Below are 23612 nucleotides of genomic sequence, written 5' to 3'. Positions count from 1 at the left end.
GGGTGGCATTATTTCAGTTTATTTTGCTTTTGACACAATCACCATCGCCGGGCGTAGTAAGCGACCGTTTAAAGAATAACCTTTCTGCATAACATCAATAACTTGATTAGGTTCATGTTCTTCTGAATCGATCATCGTCATGGCTTGATGCAGCTCTGGATTGAAAGCAACATTCTTCTCCGCTACCACCTTAATACCGTATTTGCCAACAGTAGCTAAAAAAGATTTTAAAGTTAATTCAAGTCCTTCAAGCATTGACATCGATTCGGCATTTTCCCGATTAACAAGTTCGATTGCTCTTTCCAGATTATCAATAACGGGTAACAACTCATTGGCAAACCGCTCTAGGGCAAACTTATGTGCTTTTTCAACATCTTGCTCAGTACGGCGGCGGATATTTTCCACTTCAGCCTTAGCGCGTAGCAACGCTTCACGCTCACGTTTTTGCGCTTCAAGCAACTGCTGCTCTAATTCAGTAATGCGTGGATCAATTAATACTTCTTCAGTAGAACTCACTGGTTGTTCGGTCTCAATTGCTTGTTCTGTTGCCTCATTTTTTTGTGATTTTTTTAATTCTTTTTGTTTAGAGGCTTGCTCATCATGCACTTTATGATCTTTACTACTCATGAGTATCTCCACATTCTTTTTAGCATTAATCCAGATTATTAGCTTATTATGGGGATAAAAGTTTGGGATTCAAGAGAACACGCCAACTTGATAAGAGGAAATAAACCATGCTGACCGGAAAAGCAGCAAAAAAGGCATTATTTGAATATATTGGTATTGTTGGTCATCCTCGACATCCAGAGGCATTGGCAATTCATGAACAACTTTATAATTGGCTACGAGCGCAAAAATATAAAGTTATTGTTGAACGACAAATTGCTCAACAGCTTAAACTAAAAAATGCCACCATTGGTGGATTAACAGAAATTGGTAAAACAGCTGATTTAATTATTGTTGTTGGCGGTGACGGTAATATGCTCGGCGCAGCTCGTGTTCTATCACGCTATGAAAATAAAGTTATTGGCATCAATCGCGGTAACCTTGGTTTTTTAACTGATCTTGGGCCAGATAACGCGCTACAACAGCTAACAAAAGTATTAGCTGGCCATTTCTATGAAGAACAACGCTTCTTACTGGAAACTCAAATCAGCAAAAAAAATCACAAACCTCGCATGAGTACGGCAATTAATGAGGTCATTTTGCACCCCGGCAAAGTGGCTCACATGATTGAATTTGAAGTTTATATTGATGATCGCTTTGCCTTTTCTCAACGTTCCGATGGGCTAATTATTTCTACACCAACTGGCTCAACCGCTTATTCACTCTCTGCCGGTGGCCCGATACTCACTCCAAATCTTGAGGCTATCGCGCTAGTCCCTATGTTCCCTCACACCCTTTCATCGCGTCCATTAGTCATCAGCAGCGATAGTAGTATTAAATTAAAATTTAGACAAGAAAACATCAATTATGAAATCAGCTGTGACAGCCAAATTATTTTACCTATCCAAGATGATGATGAAGTATTAATCAAACGAAGTAATAAAAAACTTAATCTCATCCACCTAAAAGATTATAATTATTTCAATACATTAAGTTCAAAATTAGGTTGGTCAAAGAAAACCTTTTAATTTTTTTTAATTACCATTTTACTGTATAAAAAACCATCCTATACTGTATTTATTAACAGTTGTGTTTTTACATACAGGAGAAGCACATGCTTATTTAATTAACCATCAATAATTTTGCCATTGTCCGCAAACTAGAAATTGATTTTCATCCTGGTATGAGTGCTATTACCGGTGAAACAGGGGCTGGCAAATCAATTGCAATTGATGCATTAGGTTTATGTTTAGGCAACCGAGCGGATACCAATATTGTTCGCCCTGGTGCTTCTCGTACCGATATCTGTGCCTATTTTTCTCTTACTGATACTCCTTCAGCGCAAGATTGGCTTAAAAATTATCAGTTAGATAACCATAATGAATGCTTGCTACGCAGAACCATCACTGCTGATGGACGATCACGTGGTTTTATTAACGGCACAGCGGTTCCCTTATCACAATTGCGCGAACTAGGGACGTTAATTATTCAAATACATGGCCAGCACGCTCACCAATTATTATTAGATAATCAGCATCAAAAATTTCTGTTGGATACTTACGCTAACCAAACCACTCTCTTGGCTGAAATGAAATCGGCCTGGAAAAATTGGCATCAAAGCTGCCAAGAACTAACGAAATTTCAACAACAAGCAACTGAACGCCTGTCGCGCCAACAACTTATTGAATATCATCTTAAAGAATTGGGTGAATTGATACCACAAGCTGATGAATATCAAAAATTAGAGCAAGAGTATAAACAGCTAGCAAATCGTGAACAATTTCTTTCCTTGAGTCAAAATGCATTACAAATTCTTAATGACAATGAGGAACAAAATATTATCAGTATGCTAAATCATGTAAAGCAAGAAATTAATGAGCTTGCTTCTGTTAGTAATCAATTCAGTCATTTACTTGATATGCTTGAAGAGGCATCGATCCAAATTAATGAAGTGAGTAATGAATTGCGTCATTATGGTGATCGAACGGAGCTAGATCCTAGACAACTATTCGAATTAGAACAACGCATCGCGAAATATGTCAATTTAGCCCGTAAACATCGGGTTGCGCCCGAATTATTGTTTGAATTACACCAACAACTACTGGCAGAACAAGAAAAACTAAATCAGCAGCAAGATGATTGTGACCACTTAACTAGTCAGGTCGAAGTTCAACATCAATATGCATTAGAAATAGCCGGCAAACTCCATCAAATACGGCAACAATATGCCAGTGAATTAAGTCAATTAATCACCAACAGTATGCATCAACTTTCAATGCCTCATGGCTATTTTACGGTTGATGTAAATTTTAATCCTGAACATTTACAAATTGATGGAGCAAGCCAAGTAGAGTTCAACGTGACAACCAATCCTAGGCAACCACATCAAGCATTAATAAAAGTTGCTTCAGGTGGAGAACTTTCACGCATCGCGCTGGCCATACAAGTCATTACAGCCAAAAAAATGGATACTCCCGCACTTATTTTTGATGAAGTTGATGTGGGTATTAGCGGTGCTACCGCCGCGGTGGTTGGAAAATTGTTACGTGAATTAGGCAAGTCAACTCAAGTTATGTGTGTTACCCATTTACCTCAAGTTGCAGCCTGTGGACATCACCATTTTTATGTGAGTAAACAGACCAATGGCTGTGAAACAGAAACACAAATGCAATTATTAGATAAAAAAACTCGCTTACAAGAGATTGCCCGTTTACTGGGTGGTAGTGAAGTAACAAAAAACATCCTGGCTAGCGCAAAAGATCTACTTGCTACTTAAAAACATCCTCAACTTTATTGTATAGTATAGGTCATAGAAAAATGAGGAAAGGTTTTCAATTTCATCAATGTCGATTATTATCGATATTCTGACTCTTAAAGGAATATATGACCATGCGTTGTAAACTGTTAATTGCTGCGGCTATGTCTGTTGTTGTTTTAACAGCGGGTTGTTCTATAGCAGAACGGCTTGTTTACCGTCCTGACATTAATCAAGGCAACTATCTTTCTGCCAGTGATGTTGCAAAAATCCGAAAAGGAATGACGCAACAGCAAGTAGCCTATACATTAGGAACACCAATGCTAAAGGAACCGTTTGGCCAGCAAGTTTGGTATTATATTTTCCGTCAACAGCCTGGACATGAAAAAGTTAAACAGCAAACACTAACACTCACTTTTGATCGCAATGGGATTTTAGTTGACATTAAAAATAACGATGCCTTAGCAGCACAAAAAGCATCAACACTTATGTAGATGCTACATCACGTTATTAATATTTATTTAAATATTAATAGACTGCCAATTAGGCGACATTTAAATTGGCGGTCAACCTAGCTCATTACAAACAGGTTATTAAGATTTTTGTTTGGCTTTTTCTGCCCGTTTACGACGTATCTCTTTCGGATCAGCAAGTAATGGACGATAAATTTCAACCCGATCACCATCAGATAAGATATCGGATAATTTAGCCGGTCGACTATAAATACCGACTTTATTTTTACTCAAATCAATGTCATCTCGAAGTGACAAAATACCTGATTGCATAATTGCCTCTTCAACACTCGCACCTTCTGCTAGCTTGACATGCAACAGAAATTGCCTATCTGGCAATGCATAAACCACCTCAATATTTATTTCAACCACGATAAACCTCGTGGGCACGTTGAGTAAAAGCTTGCACCATATTTCCAGCCAGCTCTTTAAAAATCGGACCAAAAGCCAACTCAATCAATTTATTAGTAAATTCAAAATCAAGATATAATTCCACTTTACAGGCATTTTCGTTTAAAGGTGTAAATAACCAATTACCCATTAATTTACGAAATGGCCCTTTTACCAACTGTATTTGAATACTCTTATTATCTTGCAATATATTATGGGTAATAAAAGTTTTACTAATACCCGCTTTAGCAACCTCAACCGACGCAGTCATTTCATTATTAACATGATTCAGCACCCGACTGCCCACACAACCTGGTAAAAATTGTGGATATGAATCTACATCATTAACTAAATTGTACATTTTCTCCGCACTATAAGGCACTAATGCAGATCGACTAATTTGCGTCATAACCATTCTCACCAAATAAATAAGAAACAATAATAACATTGATATACACTTAAATAAAAATTCTGCACGACAACTTAGTGTAATAAATGCTCACTTAACACCAAATAATAGATCCTTACCGTGCCATTTATTTATACATACAGTATAATCGCCAATTATGACAAAGAAAAAAGCACACAAGCCCGGTTCGGCAACGATTACGTTAAATAAAAGCGCACGCCATCAATACTTCATCAGTGAAGAAATTGAGGCGGGATTAGCTTTGCAGGGTTGGGAAGTCAAAGCACTACGCGCAGGTAAAGCCAATATTAGCGACAGTTATGTTTTACTGAAAGAGGGTGAAGCTTATCTTTTTGGTGCAACAATTACCCCGCTAAATGTAGCCTCCTCCCATGTGGTTTGTGATCCAATGCGCACCCGAAAGTTATTGCTAAATCAGCGTGAACTAGATTCGCTATTTGGTAAAATCAATCGCAAAGGCCACACAGCGGTAGCATTATCCCTTTACTGGAAAAATGCCTGGTGTAAAGTCAAAATTGGTGTCGCCAAGGGTAAAAAAGAGCACGACAAGCGTTCTGACATTAAAGATCGCGAATGGAAGTTAGACAAAGCGAGAATTATGAAAAACGCAGGTCGATAATGACCTAAGTGCTAGCATTATTAAGTTTTTTTCTGATATAATTGAAGTAATAAACTTGGGGCTGATTCTGGATTCGACGGGATTTGCGAAACCCAAGGTGCATGCCGAGGGGCGGTTGGCCTCGTAAAAAACCGCAAAAAATAGTCGCAAACGACGATAAATACGCACTGGCAGCTTAATAACCTGCGCAGAGCCCTCTCTCCCTAGCCTCGGCTCTTAGGACGGGGATCAAGAGAGGTCAAACCTAAAAGAGATCGCGTGGATGCCTAGCCTGGAGTTGAAGCGTTAAACTTAATCAGGCTAGTCTGTTAGTAGTGTGTCTGTCCACAGCTAGCTGGCGAATGTAAAGACTAGACTAAGCATGTAGTACCTAGGATGTAGAAATTTCGGACGCGGGTTCAACTCCCGCCAGCTCCACCAAAATTCTCCATCGGTGATTACCAGAGTCATCCGATGAAGTCCTAAAAACCCGTACGGCGCAAGCCCTGCAGGCTTTTTTGTGTCTGTCGTTGTCCGAGAACATCCAGCTAAATCCAGTGATTATTGGTATACGCTCTTAGGTATACGGTAGGATGTATACCTAAGAGCGTATACCAATTCATGAAGAATCGGCCATAGTGGCACAGATAACACGGCCCCTGCCAACACCGAAGTTCAGCGCGCTAAAGCATTAGAGAAGGATCTGACGCCGCATGATAGCGATGGGCTTTTCCTGATAGTGGAAACCAGCGGCAAGAAACTCTGGCGTTTTCGCTATCAGCGGACAATAATGGAGCTCGGTGCTTTCCCCGCCCTTTCACTTGCTGATGCGCGGGGGATAAGAGCTGATTACCTAGCCTTACTGGCTAATGACATCGAACTCTCAGGTTTAGGCCGAGGTAGTAGAGGAACAGCAGCAAATCGCTCTGGACAGCATTTTTTGGACGGTCTCCGCTAACTGGTTCCAGCTCAAAAGCAAAAGCCTTACCCCTGATTACGCTAAAGATATATGGCGCTCACTGGAAAAAGACGTATTCTCAGCCATCAGTGAGATTCCTGTCCAACAAATCAAAGCCCGAACACTGGTTGAAGCCCTTGAGCCAATCAAAGCACGTAGAGCACTCGAGACAGTGCGCCGACTGGTGCAGCGCATTAACGAGATAATGATTTATGCCGTAAACACTGGTCTGATTGATGCCAATCCAGCATCCGGTGTTCGAATGGCCTTTGAGAAGCCCAAAAAGCAAAACATGCCGACGCTGCGGCCAGAAGAATTGCCAAAACTCATGCGCTCTTTGGTTATGTCAAACCTCTCCGTTTCGACTCGCTGCCTGATTGAATGGCAGCTCCTCACACTCGTGCGACCATCTGAGGCTTCCGGTGCCCGATGGGCAGAGATCGATCTCGATGCAAAGCTATGGATCATTCCTGCCGAACAGATGTAGGCTAAACATGAGTTCCTTTATCACTTCAGCCATTAGAAATTTTGGAAGCAATGAAACCTATTAGTGCCCATCGAGAACATGTGTTCCCAAGTAGGAATAATCCAAAGCAGCCGATGAATAGCCAAACAGCTAATGCTGCGCTTAAGCGAATTGGTTATAGTGGAAAGCTTGTAGCCCATGGCTTGCGTTCCATAGCAAGCACATCCAAGTGGAGGGGCAACTAACTGTGCTAGTTTAGATTGTCGTCTCCATAAACTAGATGAGTTAGTTTCTTTCGCATCTTTATATGCTGATGTAATATATATTAACAATCCTTTTGAGCCACTTTATTTTTCATGGGATGACTTACATATTAACCATATAAAGACAGAACTTTTAACAGCGCTCTATCAATACTTTTACTTGAAACCCTACCTCTCCCTAGGGATTATAAAATACTCAAGTGGGTATATGACACTATGTTCTCATCATCACGAACCATTAGCTGAGAAAATCCTTAGAAAAGAACAAGAGTTAACTGCTATTTTTAATGACCATTTATTATCAAACTGCACTATCTCACTTGATAAATTTGATAATAGTGAGATTTTCATTGAAATACTTGGTAAAGGAAACATTATCGACCACGGGAGCACACATCTACACTTTTATAAAAAACCAAAATCTAAACACCTTAGAAAATTGGCAGAAAAAAATACTAAGCACACATTTTCCCGCGAGGAAATAGAACAAGAAAATATTCTTCAATCAATTGTATATCCTTTGGTGAACGACATAATTGAACAAGAGTGAATTTCGCACTTCTACAACTCATCACTTTTACTCGATAACAAAGAAAAAATTAAAATTACTGGCAAACTGAACGCTGAGACAATGTCTATAAATGCTAACACCTTCAATCAATCAGTAAATCATTACTTACCTACCATTCATTGTCGAGACCCATTGGAAATATTAAAACTGAGAGAAAGAGAGGATGAATCATTTAAAGTTTACAGAGATAAATTAAATAAATTATTAATCGACGCCCTGAAGCAAAAACAAGAATATTTCCCTGAAACTCTTAGAAATACAGTTTTACCTGAAATAAATCTAATTAATAAAAAACTAAAAGACTACCAAATAAAAAAGAGAAATAATTTTCGTGATAAATTAATTTTTGGTTCTGGAGCTGTAGCCTTTGGGCTTTACTCTGGAGTGTTGCCTTCAAATATAGGTAGCATATTAGCGGCTATTGGCGGAGGCTGTGCCATCGTTAGTTCAATGATTGATTACAAATCAGCATTTCTCAGTAAGGACCAGATACGATCAAGTGATTATTATTTTTTGGGGCAACTAACAAAGTAGCTCCAAACTAATTGATTTCTACGTGACCCACGTGCGAGGCTACCAATGGTATGTGTCAAGTAATCATTTGTGTTAAAGACCAAATAAAATTAACATGCCTCATTGGCGCGCAATGCTATCCCCGCCACGCCTGCCCGCTTCTGAGGTAGGTTTTCATACAGTTGCGTAAGTCAGCAAATGCCGTGATCATACCGAGCAATAACACGATAATTGCCCACCATAATGGGAATGTCGCACTGAGTAACGAAAGCAGCACAATGCCATAGACGCCAACTTTTAGGATCACAGCAGAAAATAACGCGGCAGCTGGCGCAGGAGCATTAGTATGGGCTTGCACAACCCAACCATGCAGAGGAATAATACCGGCTAATAACCCAAAGCCAATCAGCACCAACAACCAGATTCCACTACTCATTGATAGCGTTACCATTAGCAGACGCAACTGGGCGATATTTAAGGTGCCATAAGTTCGATAGATGATGACGCACATAATAACCAGTAGCAGAGTACCAAGCCGCCCTAGCACACAAACCACACTTTACTCGATTGATGGCAACCAGTTAGAAACAGCGCACATAGCGTCATAATTTCTGCCATCATCACCAACATACCAAGATGACCCGCAGCCACCGCCGAGGTTGCGGCAGCCAACAATAAATTGACTAACAACCCATTAGCTTGCATTTCATCATGTCGATGCCAACTGATATTAAACAAACTGATAAAAATTCCTGGTAAGCCAAAAACAACTAGCCACCATGCATTAAGTGCGGTGATATTTAGTGACCAATTACCGATAGGTGACATAAAATCGCTGGCACTGACAATGCCTAAAAGCACTTGTCCGCCGGCCAATAGCATTGCAAGATTAGCTAAAACACCACCAAGCCCAGCGATTAAACCACTTAACAGCTTATTGAACAGCAGTAATGTGGCTAATAAACCGCTTATAACAAAGGTAAAAATTGCCGTGTTAAACAATATCTCGACACTCATTACAGCCCTCCATTTTGGCTGTTCATTAACGACAAGTCAGTCGCCTAACTCCATCTGGATAGTCAGCTTACGCTTACGTTTATTGGCGTTGGCAATACTATGGTTATCAACCAGACGTAGCGCTTTAGCCGGGCAAGTACGGACACAAGCCGGACCTCGTTGATCGAAATAGCACAGATCACACTTAACGGCGATGGCACGAACCCCCGTATCCAGTCTAAAAACTGACTAATACGAGCTAGTTCCGGTGGTGCAGGCGGGGCAATTGGCGTATTACTATTAGTAGGAATACCCTGTGGGCGACTGCCACAAAATTCGATAGTACCAAACGGGCATGCGAGACCGCACAATTTACAACTAACACACAAACTTTCGTTTAATTGAATAGCATTATTGATGCGGTTAATGGCATTAACTGGACAAAATTGTGCGCAAGGCGCATCTTCACACTGGTGACAAAGTTGGGGGCAGACTCTTTTCATTTCGCATCACTTTAAGACGCGCTTGTGTTTGTAGCCCTTGTATGCGGTGATTTTCCGAGCAAGAAGCTTCACAAGTACGACAGCCAATGCAAAGCGTAGAGTCAGCAATAACAAAACGATTCACCGGTGATCCCGTGGTGATAGTCATTTTTGACGAAACTGTGCCAAAATAGTCACTTTCAACATTCTCCAATAACCTATTTAGGCCGCAGTAAGCTAACTAAACATAATTATTGATAACAACAAAGCTGGCCAGGCTTCGCCGGTTTCAATGATATGCGGCAAAGTATGACTAATAGCTGCGAATAGCGCGATGATAAGAATCAAAATGCCAGCAAATAAACGGTAAATTAATCCCTGCCAGAGACCACAAAAGATAAATAGATGGAGCTCTGTTTTTGCAACGGAGATCAATTGTCGTCTAATATAACCGCTACAGTAGTAATAGCTTGGAACCAAACGCATAAGAGCGTGTTCAGTCATAACATCAGTTTTCTGACTTAATTGTGAAAAGCGCATAGTGATTGACTCAATTTATAAAAAATAACTTTACTAAGCAGATCTCATGCCAAAATATAATTATTTTAATTTCATATAATTAAATAATAAAACAACCAAAACCAGCCCAATTATGTTGTTATTTAGACATTATCGATATGAAATGTCAGCAGCTCCTCGCGACCCTTTCTCTGCTTATTTGTTCTTTGATAATTCCTAGCAACAAAATAAGTTTGCCAGCGATATAACCGCTAGATAGCGCTTTTTTAATCCTCCCATTTATGCCAATAAAAAGCATGCTATTGCTATGCACTGGCATCCATATTGCATTAATCAATGCAAACAGACGATGGAGGATTTATGCATGAAATAACCCTCTGCCAGCAGGCATTAGAACTTATTGAGCAACAAGTAGCACAAAGCAACGCCAAACGGGTCACCCAAGTGTGGTTTAAAATTGGTGCATTTGCCTGTATAGAAAGCAGCGCGCTGCAATTCTGCTTTGAGTTAGTCTACCAGGATACTGTCGCTGAAGGTTGTGAACTTCATTTAGAACAACAGCAAGCAGAATGCTGGTGTCGTAAATGTAAGCAATACATACAACTATTAACCCATCGTGTCAGGCTCTGTCCCAACTGTAATAGCCATAATCTCCATATTGTTGCGGATGATGGACTACAAATCATGCGGCTAGAAATAGAATAGGAGTAAACCATGTGCACCATCTGCGGTTGCGAACAAGGCAAACAATATATTGAAGGCGATGAACGCAACCCACATTCTGCTTTTCGCAGCGCACCATTTTCTCCTGCGCCGCGCCAATCATTACAAATAAAAGCAGTTCATAAAACTAGTCTTCTTACTAGCGCTTTCCTAGGCGGTAAACTGGATTATGGACAAGGTGAAGCTGGCACCCATGCACCCGGTTTAAGTCAGCGAAAAATGCTGGAAATTGAAATTAACGTACTGGACAAAAACAACCGATTGGCGCAGCGTAACCGCAGTCAATTCCTGACCAACAAGCAGCTAGCATTAAATCTGGTTTCCAGTCCAGGCTCAGGCAAAACTACCCTACTGACAGAAACACTTAAGCAGTTACAAAATCACATTCCTTGCGCAGTGATTGAAGGCGATCAACAAACTACTAACGACGCAAAAAGGATCCGCTCCACAGGTACCCCTGCTATTCAGGTGAATACCGGTAAAGGATGTCATCTTGATGCACAGATGATCTTTGATGCCATGCAACGACTTCCTCTTGCTGAAGGTGGTATTATGTTTATCGAAAACGTTGGCAATTTGGTATGTCCTGCCGGGTTTGATTTAGGCGAACATCACAAAGTGGCCGTATTATCGGTAACGGAAGGCGAAGACAAACCACTCAAATATCCGCATATGTTTGCAGCCTCCTCATTGATGTTGTTGAATAAAGTGGGCTTACTGCCCCATCTTAATTTTGATGTGGAAAAATGTTTAGCTAGTGCCCGTCAAGTGAATCCAGAAATTGAAATTTTCGTGGTATCAGCGACCACTGGTCAGGGCATGGAAAATTGGCTAGCGTGGTTGGAGAAGCAGCGATGTGTATAGGTATTCCTGGCAAAATTAGTCAAATAACTGACAGCATGTTAGCCAGAGTAGCGATCGGTGGGGTGATACGTGATGTTGACCTGACACTAGTCGGGAAATACGACGAAAATGGTAATAGCCGCCTTGGCCAGTGGGTGCTTGTCCATGTTGGTTTTGCCATGAACGTGATCGATGAACATGCAGCATTGGACACACTGGCGGCATTGCAAAATATGTACGACCTAGAACCCGATGTTGGTATCTTGCTATATGGTGAGGAGAAAAGGTAATGCGTTTCGTTGATGAATATCGCACTCGACAAAAAGTAATGCCGCTAATTGAGATCCTTAACCAACGAGCCAGACATCTGCCATACAGCGAGCAACGACCTTTTCGCATTATGGAAGTTTGCGGCGGGCACACCCATGCTATTTTTAAATTTGGTCTGGATCAACTATTACCGAAAAATGTCGAGTTTATCCATGGCCCAGGCTGTCCAGTTTGTGTACTGCCGATGGCACGTATAGATAGCTGCCTGGAAATTGCCAACCAACCGCAAGTCATATTCTGCACTTTTGTGATGCTATGCGCGTACCGGGGAAAAATGGCTTATTGCTAGCAGCCAGAACTGGCGGAGCAGATATACGTATTATTTACTCACCAATGGATGCGCTAAAACTTGCCCAACAAAATCTGACCAAAAAAGTAGTACTTTTTGGTCTCGGATTTGAAACCACCATGCCAACAACCGCTGTTATCATAAAACAAGCAGAAGCCGCTAACATTGATAACTTTTATTTCTTTTGTCAGCATATAACCGTGATCCCGGTACTAAAAAATTTATTACAGCAACCTGATAATAGTATTGATGCATTTTTAGCGCCTGGACACGTTAGTATGATTATTGGTATTCACGCTTACAACTTTATTTGCCACAAAATATCAACGCCCGCTTGTTGTCGCAGGTTTTGAGCCAATTGATCTGCTACAAGGTGTATTAATGTTAATTGAACAAAAAATAGCCGGCGATAGTCGGGTAGAAAATCAGTATCGCCGTGTAGTACCTGATACAAGAAATAGTAAAGCACAGGCAATAATGAAACAAGTATTCTGCATTAAGGGAGCTAGCGAATGGCGTGGACTTGGTATGATAGAACATTCCGGCGTTTACCTTAACGCTAAATACCAGCAATTTGATGCTGAGCAGCATTTTTGCTTATCTCCAGTTGAGGATTACGATGATCCACAGAGCTATTGTGGCGAAGTACTAACCGGGCGCTGTAAGCCTGCGCAATGTCCACATTTTGGCCGACAATGTAATCCCCAAAATACATTAGGAGCCTTGATGGTTTCGTCCGAAGGTGCTTGCAGTGCTTGGTATCAGTATCGTTCTCAGGAGTATCAAATATGAAAACGGTGACTCTCGCCCGTGGTAGTGGTGGGCAAGCTATGCAGCAACTCATCAATCAGCTTTTTATCCAAGCCTTTGCCAACCCCTTACTCAATGAACAAGAAGATCAGGCTCGGATCCCATTGCATCTATTGACTCAGCGATGAAGTGGGCGATATGCCACTAGAACTTCAACCTAAGCTGTTGAGGGTATTACAAGAACAAGAAATTGAACGCCTGGGTGGTAACCGGCTCATTCACACAGATGTACGTCTTATTGCCGCCACTAACCGTGACCTTAGGCAAATGGTTGCCGATCGTGAATTTAGGGCCGATCTCTATTATCGACTGAATGTTTTTCCTATCTATCTGCCCCCATTACGATAGCGGCCAAAAGACATTCCATTACTGATGAAAGCTTTTACTTTTAAAATTGCCAACCACCTCGGACGCAATATTGACAGCATTCCTGCGCAAACTTTACAGCTATTAAGTAAAATGGATTGGCCTGGAAATGTGCGAGAGCTAGAAAATGTGATTGAACGTGTCGTTTTATTGACACGAGGCAATGTATTTCAGCTCTCATTAGCGGAAATGGATTTCAATGCCAGTGAAACAAAAATTCCGGTAAAGAGCGTAAATAGTGAATTTCATCCTGTAGAAGATGTGTATCAACGTATTATCCGTGTCCTAAAAGAAACTGTGTTATTGCCGGCCCTAAAGGCGCAGCGCTACGACTGGGGCTAAAACGGACAACATTATTATCACACATGAAGCGCCTTGGTATTGATAAAAATAACCTTTTCTAATGCTATTTTTGTTTAACAATTAAGGCCGTTCATCAATCTTACAGCAATATAAACAACAATCCGTAGCAAACTTATTTTGCCTTTTAACTTCAATATGATAAGTCATAACAAATTGCATGCCATTTCGTCTAGCTATTAATAATAGCTAACTTAATACCATTATTCTTCGATTGTTGAAATTTAACCAACTAAAATATTATTGAAATGTTAAATTGTGAGCGTATTATTAATATTAATTTTATCACTTCATAGTTGAGGTCATTGATGAAATTTTTTAATAACACACTTATTGCTCTCTGTTATCAAATTTCTGCTGTTTTTCATTGCCAATTAGCATCCAAACAAAGAGTACATTCACTGTACAGCAGCAAAAGAGGGGGGTAAAATTGTATCGAAAAGATTAATGGCAAAGTAAGGCAAGCGGTTCATGTGATAGGATTAAAATTGTAATTTAATGTAGATAAAACATCGATAATTTATAAATTAAATAGCGTGATTTTCTATTTTACTTACTTTTTTATTGCCTTATTACTCAGTATTCACTGGTAAGCAAATTCAGAGAATAATTCATAAAATATTATAACCATTTAATTTTTTATGAGAATAATTTATGAAAATACCTCTTCGAATTTTCATCACTATAACACTATTACTATTCTACGTTATATGTGCCAACACTAGTGTCGAGCAGTTCCTGAAAAAGTTTACTATTCGCAAATACGGTTAATAACCTTATAACTAGCAGTAACAAAACCGAGGATATTGATTGTAACAAAGATCATGACTTATGCCCTGATATTCCTAACACTAGAAATAACGCAGGATAAATTTAGCATTGATTAACTGCTGATTTTAAAAGACTTGCAATAAAGTTTAGCTAATTTACGCAAGATAATTAATATCCAGTAATGCTTTATATTTATTTACATATCTTATTAAATTTATTTAATAAAACCTTTAATATAAGAAACCATCAGATAAAGATTTGATGGTTTCTTATATTAAACATTCAGTTATTTTCATTTAATTTGTTAATTTCTATTATCGACAATATAAAGAACTTTACCTCTAACAGAACGGATATATTGTATTGGGTCAACCTCTTTTACCAACAAATACCCTTGATTTAATTGACTAGATTCGTAAACATCTGGAATATCTCCTAATTCTTTTGCCAATAATTGTATCTGTTGAGCAGAAAAAATACCTGTAGGAACCCATACCGTAATGACTTCTCTGGTGTCTTCTGCCACTGATAAATGGATTTGTATATTAATATCCTTTGAATAAAACTTATCGACAATCTCAACAATCGTTTCATATTCAATAACATAACCCATAAAATTAAAACTAATATTATTTCTTTTAATATTTGATAATTGAACAATATCATCTTGTAGACTAATATCGGCAGTATCATCATAGTTATAGCGTAATAATGGAATAACATTCATATTATCGAGACTGGTTATTAATAATTGATCCTGATAGCGTTCGATAAAAAATTGATTCTGTCATAAATTCATAATTGTGGTTATTTGTATCCAGGCTTAAAGCCATAATACCCGCTTCTGAACAAGAATAAATACCAATGATAAGCACATCATTACCAAATGTTTTCTTTATTATGTCTCTTTGATATGCTTTCATCGCTTCACCTGAGAAAATAACATTATGGATAGGTAAATATTTATTTTTCTTTTTCATTGTTTGAATAAATTGAATGATTTCACAGGGAATACCCATTAGAACATTGACCTTGATATCAGTTAATGCATCAAAATGTTCATCAGCTAATACATTAACATCACCAACCGAAATCATATTCGCACCACAGGCACTCCCAATATTACTAAATAAGCAATGAGCGGAAAAAAACAGATTAATCGTAAAAAGATTAGCGCAATTATCGGTCGAGGAAAATATATTATATTTTTTACATCCCTCTGCACCGAAAACTTCGCCATTAGCTCGATAAAGACATATCTTCAACTTACCACTGCTTCCACTGGTAAATCCAATAAGATAACTATTTTCTTCATTAAGAAGATGGAGGCTTTGATCATTTTTAGCTAACTGAAACAGGGTAGCTATTTTATCTTTTACGCTATTCCATACCATTTCCTCTTTATATATAGATAACATTTTTTCTCTCCATAAATTATTGTGTCATTAATTTATATTAAATTTTATTTTTAATTTAATATAATAAAAATATTTTTAATATTAATGATATTTAAATATACCTGGTAATTTTGGTGTGTTAAATACTCTATCATACCATCAACTTATAATAGAGATTGCTTCCAACAATAGGAGTTTTATATGAAAAAATAAAATAATTATTAAGTTTAACCAAGATGTTATCCAATCTAGAAAAAATAATAAATTACTATTAAAACCATTAGCTTTACAAAATCAATTATTTAACCAATTTGTTTATACTCCTGTCGTACCTGATGAAATATTACAAACTCAAGGTCAAATAAATAACATTAATTTTGCTAGCCTCAGTGGCATGTTTTATATTAAAGGATTGGAATCGCTACTTCCCAACGAAAAACAACAATTATTAAAAGCGATTAACGGCTATGACTTTATCGAATATGCTGAACTAGAATGCACACAACGAGCCTCATCAATTTTGTCAGGTTCTGAACAACTAAATGATACCGAAACACCCGATTTTACTAAATTACAAGAATACAAATTAGGCATAAGAGAACTATGGACAGGCATTGATATGGAATATGCTTGGTCCCTTGGCGTGGCAGGTAAAGGTATCCGTATTGCTAATATTGAAGCAGCTTTTAATTACGAACATATTAATTTGAAAAGAGACAATTTTATTTCACTGGTTGTCAGCGATGAGGATGAAATTAATCATGGTACTGCCGTAGCGGGTGTTATGTATGCAAAAGATCTGGGCTTTGGTGTAAAAGGAATGGTACATGATGCTGATGCACTTTATGGTATTTCTGTTAAACCTTATGATGCCGCGGGCGGGATCATAAGAGGATTACAACATTTAAGAGCGGGTGATATTTTTATTTACGAGTTATCTATCCAAACCAAACCAGATGATGATACAACTCAAGTTGCTGATTATTGCCAATCGGTCTGGGATATCACTAAAGCGGCCACCGATGCCGGTATTATTATTGCTGCGGAAGGTAATGGCGGTGAAAATCTGGATGATGATTATTATGCACAATATCGCGATCACGGTGATAACGGCGCTATTCGGGTTGGTGCTGGCTTTAAAAATCAAATATGTCGTTCATTTTCAACTTATGGCAAAACGATGATCCATGTCCAGGTCTGGGGTGATAGTGTCGTAACAACCGGCTTTGGTACTTTATATGATGGTGGTCCTAATAATAATTATGCTAGTAACTTTGATGGCACCTCAGCCGCTACCCCAATTGTCGCTTCAGCAGCAATTGGCATTCAATCATGGTATAAACAACAGAATGGCCAGGTTCTCACACCACGTGAAATGCGAAGTCTGTTGATAGAGACCGGCACACCACAACGACATGGTTTTATTAATAACTATATTGGACCGCTGCCAAATATTCGTAATGCAATTAATGCATTACAACAACAAAAAATCATAACCTATTGGATAACTTGCCTAAGATATAATATGACTTACCTATAAGGCCACCTCATTGGGTGGTCTATCAATGCTGTTTATTTACTTTCAGAGTAAAAACAATAATAAAATAAATATTTTTATAAAAATTTGTTATTAAAAAAAATTAATAAGTAACTATAGTCACCTAATATAATAATTTAATCAATCTCAATTAGTAAGAAGAAAAGAGAAAACGTTATAACTTATAATACAAATAGCAATTATCAATTTTATAAATAATATATACAAAAACCCAGCTAATAAGCTGGGTATTGATGTTTACTATTACAAATCAAACCACAATCTAGCTATTATTTTTACCATAACCTTGTGGATTCTCACATTGCCAACGCCATCCATCAGCAGCCATCTGTTGAATTGAGCGAGTGGCTTTCCATCCCAAATCACGTTCAGCTTTAGCGGAGCTTGACCAACATTCAGCAATATCACCTAGTCGGCGAGGACTGATTTCATAGGCGATTTTTTTACCACAAGCTTCTTCAAATGCTTTCAGCATCTCTAATACACTTGTCCCATTACCTGAGCCTAAATTGTAAATGTGTAAACCAGGCTCAAAACCAACTGATTTAAGTGCCGCAATATGCCCATCAGCGAGATCCATGACATGAATATAATCACGTACTCCTGTGCCATCTGGGGTAGGATAATCATCACCAAAAATCATCAATTTCTGCTGCCGACCAATGGCTACCTGAGTAATATAAGGCATCAAATTATTAGGTATACCTTGCGGATCTTCCCCCATCGTGCCGGATGGATGTGCCCCAACCGGATTAAAATAGCGAAGCAGGGTAACCGAGCAACTATTATCGGCATACTGGAAATCCGATAAACAGCGCTCTACCATAAATTTACTGCTACCATAAGGATTAGTGGTATTGCCAATCGGAAACTCTTCGGTGATAGGCACCGTTGCCGGATCACCATAAACGGTGGCAGAAGAGCTAAAAATAATATTTTTTATACCAGCCAGATGCATACTACGCGCTAATACCAGCGTGCCATTGACATTATTATCATAATATTCAAGAGGCTTAGTAACCGATTCACCAACCGCTTTTAAGCCAGCAAAATGAATAACGGCTTTAATAGTATGGTTGGAAAAAATGGTGTCTAATAATTTTTCATCACGTACATCTCCATGATAAAAAACCGGACGACAACCCGTTAATGTTTCTATTCGCGCCAATACTTCACTTCTGGCATTACACAAATTATCTACAATAACAGGCTGCATACCCTCTGCCAACATTTGAACGCAAGTGTGACTACCAATATAACCCGTACCGCCTGTTACTAATATTTCCACATTAACCTCTTTTCCAACCTTAATTAAATTAGGATATTGCCTGGATGAGCAAATAAGCCATGAACATAATATTATGCTATGTAAGCAATGATATATCGATAAACATCACATTTTAGCTAACTAATATATCACGCCATTCAATAATATAATCTTTGATAAAGAAAATTAGCGATAATATTTATTATTATGAAACTAATAAGCTTAGTTGCGGCAATGATATTTATCGGATTGCTATTTATTATCAATCAGGAAATGAGCTATTGCATTTCAACCGGATCGACATGGATCATGACATTTAAGATAGTGGGATTTTCAAGTAATTTTTTTCGCGCTGAAACAGCAATTTGATGGCCTTGTTCTACCGTTAAAAGGCCATTAACCTCAAGATGAACATCAACTAGTAAATAATCACCAGATTTACGGGTCTTAAGATCATGAATATCAATCACACCGTCCATTGCCAACAGCTGTTTACGGATAGCCGCTAGGGTCTGTTCATCAGCTCCCTTATCCATCAGATCGTTAAACGCTTGATAAGTAAACTTATCCCCCATTTTAATAACCAGAACACCAACAATTAAGGCCGCAATAGGATCAAAGATCTTAAAACCGCATAAACTAGCAATGATACCAATGGCAACTACTAAAGATGAAGCTGCATCTGAACGTGCATGCCATGCATTAGCAACTAACATACTTGAATTAACCTTATTTGCCACAAAAAGCATATAACGAAATAGACCTTCTTTAACAATAAGTGATAATAGCGCAACAACCAGAGCAATAATATGTACATCGGGAATTTCAGCTGGATTTAGCATTTTTTCAATCGCTTTCCATATCATGCCCCCGCCAACCACTAACAAAATCGTTCCCAGTACTAAAGATGCTCCATTTTCATAGCGAAAATGGCCATAAGGGTGATCGGCATCCGGTTGTTTATGACTATGTTTATTCGCAATCAACACCACAAAATCTGCCAATAAATCTGATAATGAGTGAAGACCATCAGCAATCAAACCTTGAGAATGTGCCCAAAAGCCGATAATAATTTGCCATAAAGAGAGAAAAAAGTTGACAATGATACTAATGATCGTGCTCTTTTTGGTAGCTTTAAATTTTATTTGCTGCTCATCGGAAACAAAGAGTGTGTGTTTTTCTTCGCGGTGTTTAGTCTGTGTCATAATCAAATTCTAAAGTTAATTATTTTTAATAAAATAAGGAAAAGATGATAGTAAACCTTAAAAACAATATTGTTATTATTAATTCTAATTTTATTCAAAAAAAATATTAATTTACCTTCCTATAATATGACATAAAAAATTATATTTGTCTTGATTTTTCATTTTCATAATCATTTACTTTAATAAAATACAATTGATAATTATTTACTTATTTATTTCTACCACTATCTATAATGAAATAGAAATAATATTTATTTTCAATTAGGATAATTGATTAAAATAACACGCTTATTTTAAATATTAAGTTAATGATTCCAAATAACGTGCAAATAAAAATATCACGACATCATTTTTTACTATTGCTACAATATAATTAGATAACAATATGATGCGAGGGTATCATGTATAATAAGATCTTAGTTCCTATCGATATTGTTGAAGATGAATTGAATCAAAAAGTGATTAAGCATGTTGAAACACTGGTCTCATTTAATCAACCTAGCAAACCAGAAATCCACTTCCTATCTGTGCTGCCAATTTAGAAATATTTTTTGGTATTGAAATTGCGGCCCTACCAGAGAGCCAACAGGATTCTGAAGAGCGCAGCCGAGTTGCACTCGAACTACTTAAAGAGATCATTAAGAAAGTAAACATTCCTAATGGGCAAATTACTTGTAAAATAGGCCTTGGCCCGACAAAAGAGGAAATTTTAAGCTATGCATCAGATATTGACGCTGATTTAATTCTTATTGGCTCTCATAGCCCCAATTTTACCAGTGACCTGCTAGGATCAACCGCAGCTAGCATTGTTCGTCATGCAAAAATGACTGTTTTAGTCGCTCGCTAAAATAAACCAAGCACACACCTAGCCATCTCACAGGAGATGGTTTATTGGTTAAATTAAACCGTTATTTGATCTTCGCACTGTTAAGTTCTTCTGGTGCTGACCACACGCGATATTTAACTGTCATATCGTTTGGAACATATACCACTATCGGTAATTTACTATTATAGCGAACGATATTATTACCTTCCCCAAGATGAGTGGTAACAAACTTCTTGGATTGCTTTTTATCTGGGCAAGCCATCAAGGTTGCTGCAGGACCGGATACTTTTTTTAATTCATAAAAGTCATAGCCCCAACCTTTAAGTTCTTTTTTCTCAAAATCCCCGCCAAACCAATGCTGATTGCAATCAACCAGCATTGATTTACCAATAACCAGTTCTACCATAAAATTATTTTCATTCGGTTTTTTGTCTAGCTGAATAACATAACGGAGCATCCCTTTTGCTGCGGCCGGGTATGGTGCTATTTTGGACAAACTATCATTTGCCATCGCATAAGATGTCGTTAAGAGCATCGCCAGTAATGGAAAGGTATATTTATTCATTGCCACATCCTACTTTATAAATAGTGATAAAAGTGATATTAACTATAACTGTTAACAATAATTTTTATGCTTAGCTAATTCAAACATCTTTTTTAGTATAACTGTCGGGTCAAAAAGTAAAAAATCGTAAAGAGTAAAACAACCAATTAATTTGTAAATATTATAAAAAATCAAATGATTATATATAACATTTAACAATGTAAATTATTTTGTTCGCAGTTGTTAAATTTTAATTATTGTTATACTTAAATTGACCCTCAATAATTTTGCCGGAGGTTATATGTTGCTGTCCGATCATGAGTTATTTTCTCACCTAAAACGCTTTCATCCACGCTTCCAATCACTATTTGAAAAACACCATCAACTGGATAAACAGATCACTGAATTAGAAGGCCCAAATGGCGCAGGCTATAATGATAACGTCATCAAATTAAAAAAAGAAAAACTTCATATAAAAGATGAAATGCAGCGTATTATTCACCAACAAATTAGGCTTAAATAACACCACCTCGCCTGCTGGAATAGCAGGCGAATTAACTCTAACGAAATAGTTTAGCTGTCAATTAGTGCTATTTTTTAACCACTGCTGATGATTGAGCCGATAAAGAATATGTTCCTGTAAGGGATGAGCCGATGGTAACGCCGGATGTAAAAAATTATGCGCATCTTTTTCCATAGTTAATTTTTTCATCAAATTTTCAGAGGGACGATTAATTTTAGCGGTAAAAGAGACAATTTCCGGCATTTCTTGGTGCAAAAAGCAAAATCTAATACGCTACGAGCAGCTTCATAAGCCAATCCTTGCCGCCAAAATGGCTTAGCTAGTCGCCAGCCAATTTCAGTACAAGGCATAAAAGGTAGATCATATGCGGGAATATTGAGTCCGACAAATCCAATAAATTGCTTCTGTGCACGCAACTCTACCGCCCACAATCCCCAACCTTGCTGTTGGATAAATTTCTGTCTAATACTTTCAATGAAAGCATCACTTTGTTTTTTTGAAAGTAAGTGTGGGAAATAACGTATAAAATCAGGATCACTATTAAGACGATAAAAAGGGAGCCGATCAGCTTCTCGCCATTCCCTTAAAATTAAACGAGGAGTCTTTAGGATAATAACCATGCATTACCAATTGAAAAAGATTTTACTATCAATATAACACCGCATTCTATCACGTTAGTAAAAATGCTCATTTACTTTTAGGTATCTCTTCAATGGCTTCTAATTTTATTACTTTTTCCGATTGATGCTCAATTTTTTCAGATTGGCCTATGAATATACCACCACGCTTAATTGACATATGACTGACTCGACTGATCCCTCGCAATTCACCATGTTCCAGAATATCCAGGTTATTTCCCAAGCAAGCTCCATCAACCAAACCATCAATAATCATATCCGGCGCTTCAATTTCACCTTCAATTTTTCCACCCTGCATGATGTGGATAGTTCCTTCAGTTACTGTGACGTTACCTTTAATATGTCCCTAAACATGAATATCACCTGAAATAGTAACGTTACCTTTAAAAAAACTCTCTTCTGAAATAATTGTTACCTCTTTTTGTTTAAGATCACTTTTTTTATCACTTTTCATTACAAATATATCTGTATTGGAAATATTTGACTTTTTATTTCTAAACATCGTGAATAACCTCACTCTTATAAAGATAAATAGCAGGATAAGAACGAATGAAAAAACTAAAACAAAAAACCATGTCTTTGCAATCACATTTGTTATATACAACACCACTACTAGCACCCATAGGAACCAGATAAAATACAGACAACAATTTTCTCTAACACTAAATGTTTTCATTCTTATCTAATAAACTCATCAAGGATACCTAACCAAAATTATTAAACTGAACTACTAGTATAGAATATCAACTGGCTCTGGTATTGATATAGTGATTAAAACAACAGAAAGGTAATTTATATTGAAATTAATAGCAGACCAAGGCGTAATTGAAACTAACGGTAAACAGAGTAAAAATCCGCATTCCCTATTAGGATACACATAAATCCTTATGCCATACTTAGCTCTGAATACCGTTAAGGCACTCACTATACAATGATTTAGTCCTATGAAATATCAAGTTTGCCGTAAAGATTTATTATATTCCGCTAGCTTTAGTGAAATTAGCTAAAAATTGATCTAATTAGCCCGATTTGTTAATAAAAAAAGTTAAAATAATACTAATTAAGTAGCAATATTTTACTTCTCGTCAAGTCAACACCATTGC

24 protein-coding genes, 1 other RNA gene and 7 pseudogenes are annotated in these 23612 nt (G+C 37.8%); 17 read left to right on the top strand and 15 right to left on the bottom strand.

Going from position 1 to position 23612, the window contains the following annotated elements:
- Positions 1-18 precede the first annotated feature (18 nt).
- Entirely contained in the window at positions 19-627 is a 609-nt protein-coding gene (grpE, locus tag AC01GB_RS12950; RefSeq protein ID WP_474452133.1) for a nucleotide exchange factor GrpE, read from the bottom strand.
- A 107-nt stretch (positions 628-734) separates the two neighbouring features.
- On the opposite strand from grpE, the gene nadK reads away from it, so the two are divergent.
- The 3 genes from nadK (at position 735) to bamE (ending at position 3855) form a co-directional block, all read left to right on the top strand.
- Positions 735-1634 carry an NAD(+) kinase gene (gene nadK / locus AC01GB_RS12945; protein WP_474452132.1) on the top strand — a complete coding sequence of 300 codons (900 nt, stop codon included), beginning with the start codon at positions 735-737 and terminating at the stop codon, positions 1632-1634.
- A gap of 104 nt (positions 1635-1738) precedes the next feature.
- Entirely contained in the window at positions 1739-3382 is a 1644-nt protein-coding gene (gene recN / locus AC01GB_RS12940) for a DNA repair protein RecN (protein WP_474452407.1), read from the top strand.
- A gap of 113 nt (positions 3383-3495) precedes the next feature.
- Positions 3496-3855 (top strand): outer membrane protein assembly factor BamE, encoded by a 360-nt coding sequence (bamE, locus tag AC01GB_RS12935; protein ID WP_474452131.1) that lies wholly within the window; start codon positions 3496-3498, stop codon positions 3853-3855.
- A gap of 99 nt (positions 3856-3954) precedes the next feature.
- On the opposite strand, the gene AC01GB_RS12930 is transcribed toward bamE, so the two are convergent.
- Together AC01GB_RS12930 and AC01GB_RS12925 are read right to left on the bottom strand one after the other, a co-directional pair.
- A complete protein-coding gene (locus AC01GB_RS12930; protein WP_032114780.1) occupies positions 3955-4245 on the bottom strand; it encodes an RnfH family protein in 291 nt (96 codons plus the stop codon).
- Positions 4238-4672, bottom strand: a complete 435-nt coding sequence (locus tag AC01GB_RS12925; RefSeq protein WP_474452130.1) for a type II toxin-antitoxin system RatA family toxin — start codon at positions 4670-4672, stop codon at positions 4238-4240. The genes AC01GB_RS12930 and AC01GB_RS12925 overlap by 8 nt, the downstream gene beginning before the upstream one ends.
- Before the next feature lie 157 nt (positions 4673-4829).
- On the opposite strand from AC01GB_RS12925, the gene smpB reads away from it, so the two are divergent.
- From smpB to AC01GB_RS12900, 5 genes and pseudogenes are all read left to right on the top strand, one after another.
- Positions 4830-5312: an SsrA-binding protein SmpB gene (gene smpB / locus AC01GB_RS12920; protein WP_474452129.1), complete on the top strand. Its 483-nt coding sequence runs from the start codon at positions 4830-4832 to the stop codon at positions 5310-5312.
- A gap of 57 nt (positions 5313-5369) precedes the next feature.
- Positions 5370-5732: a transfer-messenger RNA gene (gene ssrA / locus AC01GB_RS12915) on the top strand.
- A 197-nt stretch (positions 5733-5929) separates the two neighbouring features.
- Positions 5930-6942: pseudogene (locus AC01GB_RS12910) on the top strand (phage integrase central domain-containing protein); the annotation flags it as partial.
- A gap of 244 nt (positions 6943-7186) precedes the next feature.
- On the top strand, positions 7187-7528 hold the full coding sequence (locus tag AC01GB_RS12905; RefSeq protein WP_474452128.1) for a hypothetical protein: 342 nt from the start codon (positions 7187-7189) through the stop codon (positions 7526-7528).
- 81 nt (positions 7529-7609) lie between these two features.
- Positions 7610-8083 (top strand): hypothetical protein, encoded by a 474-nt coding sequence (locus tag AC01GB_RS12900; RefSeq protein ID WP_474452127.1) that lies wholly within the window; start codon positions 7610-7612, stop codon positions 8081-8083.
- A gap of 115 nt (positions 8084-8198) precedes the next feature.
- Here the strand turns inward: AC01GB_RS12900 and AC01GB_RS12895 are convergent, their stop codons facing one another.
- The 4 genes and pseudogenes from AC01GB_RS12895 to AC01GB_RS12880 all read right to left on the bottom strand — a co-directional run bounded on the left by AC01GB_RS12895 (position 8199) and on the right by AC01GB_RS12880 (position 10080).
- Positions 8199-8609: a proton-conducting transporter transmembrane domain-containing protein gene (locus tag AC01GB_RS12895; protein ID WP_474452126.1), complete on the bottom strand. Its 411-nt coding sequence runs from the start codon at positions 8607-8609 to the stop codon at positions 8199-8201.
- Positions 8603-9079 carry a hypothetical protein gene (locus AC01GB_RS12890; protein ID WP_474452125.1) on the bottom strand — a complete coding sequence of 159 codons (477 nt, stop codon included), beginning with the start codon at positions 9077-9079 and terminating at the stop codon, positions 8603-8605. The genes AC01GB_RS12895 and AC01GB_RS12890 overlap by 7 nt, the downstream gene beginning before the upstream one ends.
- Before the next feature lie 36 nt (positions 9080-9115).
- A pseudogene (locus AC01GB_RS12885) lies at positions 9116-9685 on the bottom strand (4Fe-4S dicluster domain-containing protein).
- Positions 9686-9777: 92 nt separating this feature from the next.
- Positions 9778-10080 carry a hypothetical protein gene (locus AC01GB_RS12880; RefSeq protein ID WP_474452124.1) on the bottom strand — a complete coding sequence of 101 codons (303 nt, stop codon included), beginning with the start codon at positions 10078-10080 and terminating at the stop codon, positions 9778-9780.
- Between the two features lie 339 nt (positions 10081-10419).
- Here AC01GB_RS12880 and hypA point away from each other — a divergent pair, with 339 nt between their 5' ends.
- The 6 genes and pseudogenes from hypA to AC01GB_RS12850 all read left to right on the top strand — a co-directional run.
- On the top strand, positions 10420-10764 hold the full coding sequence (gene hypA / locus AC01GB_RS12875) for a hydrogenase maturation nickel metallochaperone HypA (RefSeq protein ID WP_474452123.1): 345 nt from the start codon (positions 10420-10422) through the stop codon (positions 10762-10764).
- A gap of 9 nt (positions 10765-10773) precedes the next feature.
- Positions 10774-11646, top strand: a complete 873-nt coding sequence (gene hypB, locus AC01GB_RS12870) for a hydrogenase nickel incorporation protein HypB (RefSeq protein ID WP_474452122.1) — start codon at positions 10774-10776, stop codon at positions 11644-11646.
- Positions 11637-11915, top strand: coding sequence for a HypC/HybG/HupF family hydrogenase formation chaperone (locus AC01GB_RS12865; RefSeq protein ID WP_474452121.1), 279 nt, complete (start codon positions 11637-11639; stop codon positions 11913-11915). The genes hypB and AC01GB_RS12865 overlap by 10 nt, the downstream gene beginning before the upstream one ends.
- Positions 11915-13036, top strand: a pseudogene (gene hypD / locus AC01GB_RS12860) (hydrogenase formation protein HypD). The gene AC01GB_RS12865 and the pseudogene hypD overlap by 1 nt, the downstream one beginning before the upstream one ends.
- Positions 13033-13173: pseudogene (locus tag AC01GB_RS12855) on the top strand (hydrogenase expression/formation protein HypE); the annotation flags it as partial. The pseudogenes hypD and AC01GB_RS12855, both read left to right, overlap by 4 nt.
- Before the next feature lie 4 nt (positions 13174-13177).
- Positions 13178-13824: pseudogene (locus AC01GB_RS12850) on the top strand (sigma 54-interacting transcriptional regulator); the annotation flags it as partial.
- 1031 nt (positions 13825-14855) lie between these two features.
- Here AC01GB_RS12850 and AC01GB_RS12845 read toward each other — a convergent pair.
- Both AC01GB_RS12845 and AC01GB_RS12840 read right to left on the bottom strand, forming a co-directional pair.
- The gene (locus AC01GB_RS12845; RefSeq protein ID WP_474452119.1) at positions 14856-15278 is read right to left on the bottom strand and encodes a hypothetical protein; all 423 of its coding nucleotides are present in this window, start codon (positions 15276-15278) and stop codon (positions 14856-14858) included.
- A gap of 1 nt (position 15279) precedes the next feature.
- Positions 15280-15969, bottom strand: coding sequence for an AMP-binding protein (locus AC01GB_RS12840; RefSeq protein ID WP_474452118.1), 690 nt, complete (start codon positions 15967-15969; stop codon positions 15280-15282).
- A 373-nt stretch (positions 15970-16342) separates the two neighbouring features.
- Between AC01GB_RS12840 and AC01GB_RS12835 the strand changes: the two genes are divergently transcribed.
- A complete protein-coding gene (locus tag AC01GB_RS12835; protein ID WP_474452117.1) occupies positions 16343-17488 on the top strand; it encodes a S8 family serine peptidase in 1146 nt (381 codons plus the stop codon).
- A 280-nt stretch (positions 17489-17768) separates the two neighbouring features.
- Here AC01GB_RS12835 and galE read toward each other — a convergent pair whose 3' ends face one another.
- On the bottom strand, positions 17769-18794 hold the full coding sequence (galE, locus tag AC01GB_RS12830; protein WP_474452116.1) for a UDP-glucose 4-epimerase GalE: 1026 nt from the start codon (positions 18792-18794) through the stop codon (positions 17769-17771).
- Positions 18795-19051: 257 nt separating this feature from the next.
- Positions 19052-19978 carry a cation diffusion facilitator family transporter gene (locus AC01GB_RS12825; RefSeq protein ID WP_474452115.1) on the bottom strand — a complete coding sequence of 309 codons (927 nt, stop codon included), beginning with the start codon at positions 19976-19978 and terminating at the stop codon, positions 19052-19054.
- 401 nt (positions 19979-20379) lie between these two features.
- On the opposite strand from AC01GB_RS12825, the pseudogene AC01GB_RS12820 reads away from it, so the two are divergent.
- Positions 20380-20825: pseudogene (locus AC01GB_RS12820) on the top strand (universal stress protein).
- 61 nt (positions 20826-20886) lie between these two features.
- Here AC01GB_RS12820 and eco read toward each other — a convergent pair.
- Positions 20887-21369, bottom strand: coding sequence for a serine protease inhibitor ecotin (eco, locus tag AC01GB_RS12815; protein WP_474452114.1), 483 nt, complete (start codon positions 21367-21369; stop codon positions 20887-20889).
- 280 nt (positions 21370-21649) lie between these two features.
- On the opposite strand from eco, the gene AC01GB_RS12810 reads away from it, so the two are divergent.
- Positions 21650-21871 (top strand): DUF465 domain-containing protein, encoded by a 222-nt coding sequence (locus AC01GB_RS12810; protein ID WP_032116497.1) that lies wholly within the window; start codon positions 21650-21652, stop codon positions 21869-21871.
- A 57-nt stretch (positions 21872-21928) separates the two neighbouring features.
- On the opposite strand, the pseudogene AC01GB_RS12805 reads toward AC01GB_RS12810, so the two are convergent.
- The 3 genes and pseudogenes from AC01GB_RS12805 to AC01GB_RS12795 form a co-directional block, all read right to left on the bottom strand.
- Positions 21929-22491 (bottom strand): annotated as a pseudogene (locus AC01GB_RS12805) (GNAT family N-acetyltransferase).
- Between the two features lie 67 nt (positions 22492-22558).
- A complete protein-coding gene (locus tag AC01GB_RS12800; RefSeq protein WP_474452406.1) occupies positions 22559-22849 on the bottom strand; it encodes a bactofilin family protein in 291 nt (96 codons plus the stop codon).
- Between the two features lie 6 nt (positions 22850-22855).
- Positions 22856-23011: a bactofilin family protein gene (locus tag AC01GB_RS12795; protein ID WP_474452113.1), complete on the bottom strand. Its 156-nt coding sequence runs from the start codon at positions 23009-23011 to the stop codon at positions 22856-22858.
- Between the last annotated feature and the right edge of the window lie 601 nt (positions 23012-23612).

It is taken from the genome of Candidatus Arsenophonus phytopathogenicus (assembly GCF_056113345.1).
The sequence above is the reverse complement of the archived record's forward strand: the minus strand, read 5'-3'. Positions and strand labels throughout refer to the sequence as shown.

Excerpts from the sequence above, each read along its gene's own strand:
- grpE (WP_474452133.1), bottom strand. The coding sequence starts at position 627 with ATGAGTAGTAAAGATCATAAAGTGCATGATGAGCAAGCCTCTAAACAA.
- nadK (WP_474452132.1), top strand. The coding sequence starts at position 735 with ATGCTGACCGGAAAAGCAGCAAAAAAGGCATTATTTGAATATATTGGT.
- bamE (WP_474452131.1), top strand. The coding sequence starts at position 3,496 with ATGCGTTGTAAACTGTTAATTGCTGCGGCTATGTCTGTTGTTGTTTTA.
- AC01GB_RS12925 (WP_474452130.1), bottom strand. The coding sequence starts at position 4,672 with ATGACGCAAATTAGTCGATCTGCATTAGTGCCTTATAGTGCGGAGAAA.
- smpB (WP_474452129.1), top strand. The coding sequence starts at position 4,830 with ATGACAAAGAAAAAAGCACACAAGCCCGGTTCGGCAACGATTACGTTA.
- AC01GB_RS12905 (WP_474452128.1), top strand. The coding sequence starts at position 7,187 with ATGACACTATGTTCTCATCATCACGAACCATTAGCTGAGAAAATCCTT.
- AC01GB_RS12900 (WP_474452127.1), top strand. The coding sequence starts at position 7,610 with ATGTCTATAAATGCTAACACCTTCAATCAATCAGTAAATCATTACTTA.
- AC01GB_RS12890 (WP_474452125.1), bottom strand. The coding sequence starts at position 9,079 with ATGAGTGTCGAGATATTGTTTAACACGGCAATTTTTACCTTTGTTATA.
- AC01GB_RS12880 (WP_474452124.1), bottom strand. The coding sequence starts at position 10,080 with ATGCGCTTTTCACAATTAAGTCAGAAAACTGATGTTATGACTGAACAC.
- hypA (WP_474452123.1), top strand. The coding sequence starts at position 10,420 with ATGCATGAAATAACCCTCTGCCAGCAGGCATTAGAACTTATTGAGCAA.
- hypB (WP_474452122.1), top strand. The coding sequence starts at position 10,774 with ATGTGCACCATCTGCGGTTGCGAACAAGGCAAACAATATATTGAAGGC.
- AC01GB_RS12865 (WP_474452121.1), top strand. The coding sequence starts at position 11,637 with ATGTGTATAGGTATTCCTGGCAAAATTAGTCAAATAACTGACAGCATG.
- AC01GB_RS12845 (WP_474452119.1), bottom strand. The coding sequence starts at position 15,278 with ATGAATGTTATTCCATTATTACGCTATAACTATGATGATACTGCCGAT.
- AC01GB_RS12840 (WP_474452118.1), bottom strand. The coding sequence starts at position 15,969 with ATGTTATCTATATATAAAGAGGAAATGGTATGGAATAGCGTAAAAGAT.
- AC01GB_RS12835 (WP_474452117.1), top strand. The coding sequence starts at position 16,343 with ATGTTTTATATTAAAGGATTGGAATCGCTACTTCCCAACGAAAAACAA.
- AC01GB_RS12825 (WP_474452115.1), bottom strand. The coding sequence starts at position 19,978 with ATGACACAGACTAAACACCGCGAAGAAAAACACACACTCTTTGTTTCC.
- eco (WP_474452114.1), bottom strand. The coding sequence starts at position 21,369 with ATGAATAAATATACCTTTCCATTACTGGCGATGCTCTTAACGACATCT.
- AC01GB_RS12810 (WP_032116497.1), top strand. The coding sequence starts at position 21,650 with ATGTTGCTGTCCGATCATGAGTTATTTTCTCACCTAAAACGCTTTCAT.
- AC01GB_RS12795 (WP_474452113.1), bottom strand. The coding sequence starts at position 23,011 with ATGTTTAGAAATAAAAAGTCAAATATTTCCAATACAGATATATTTGTA.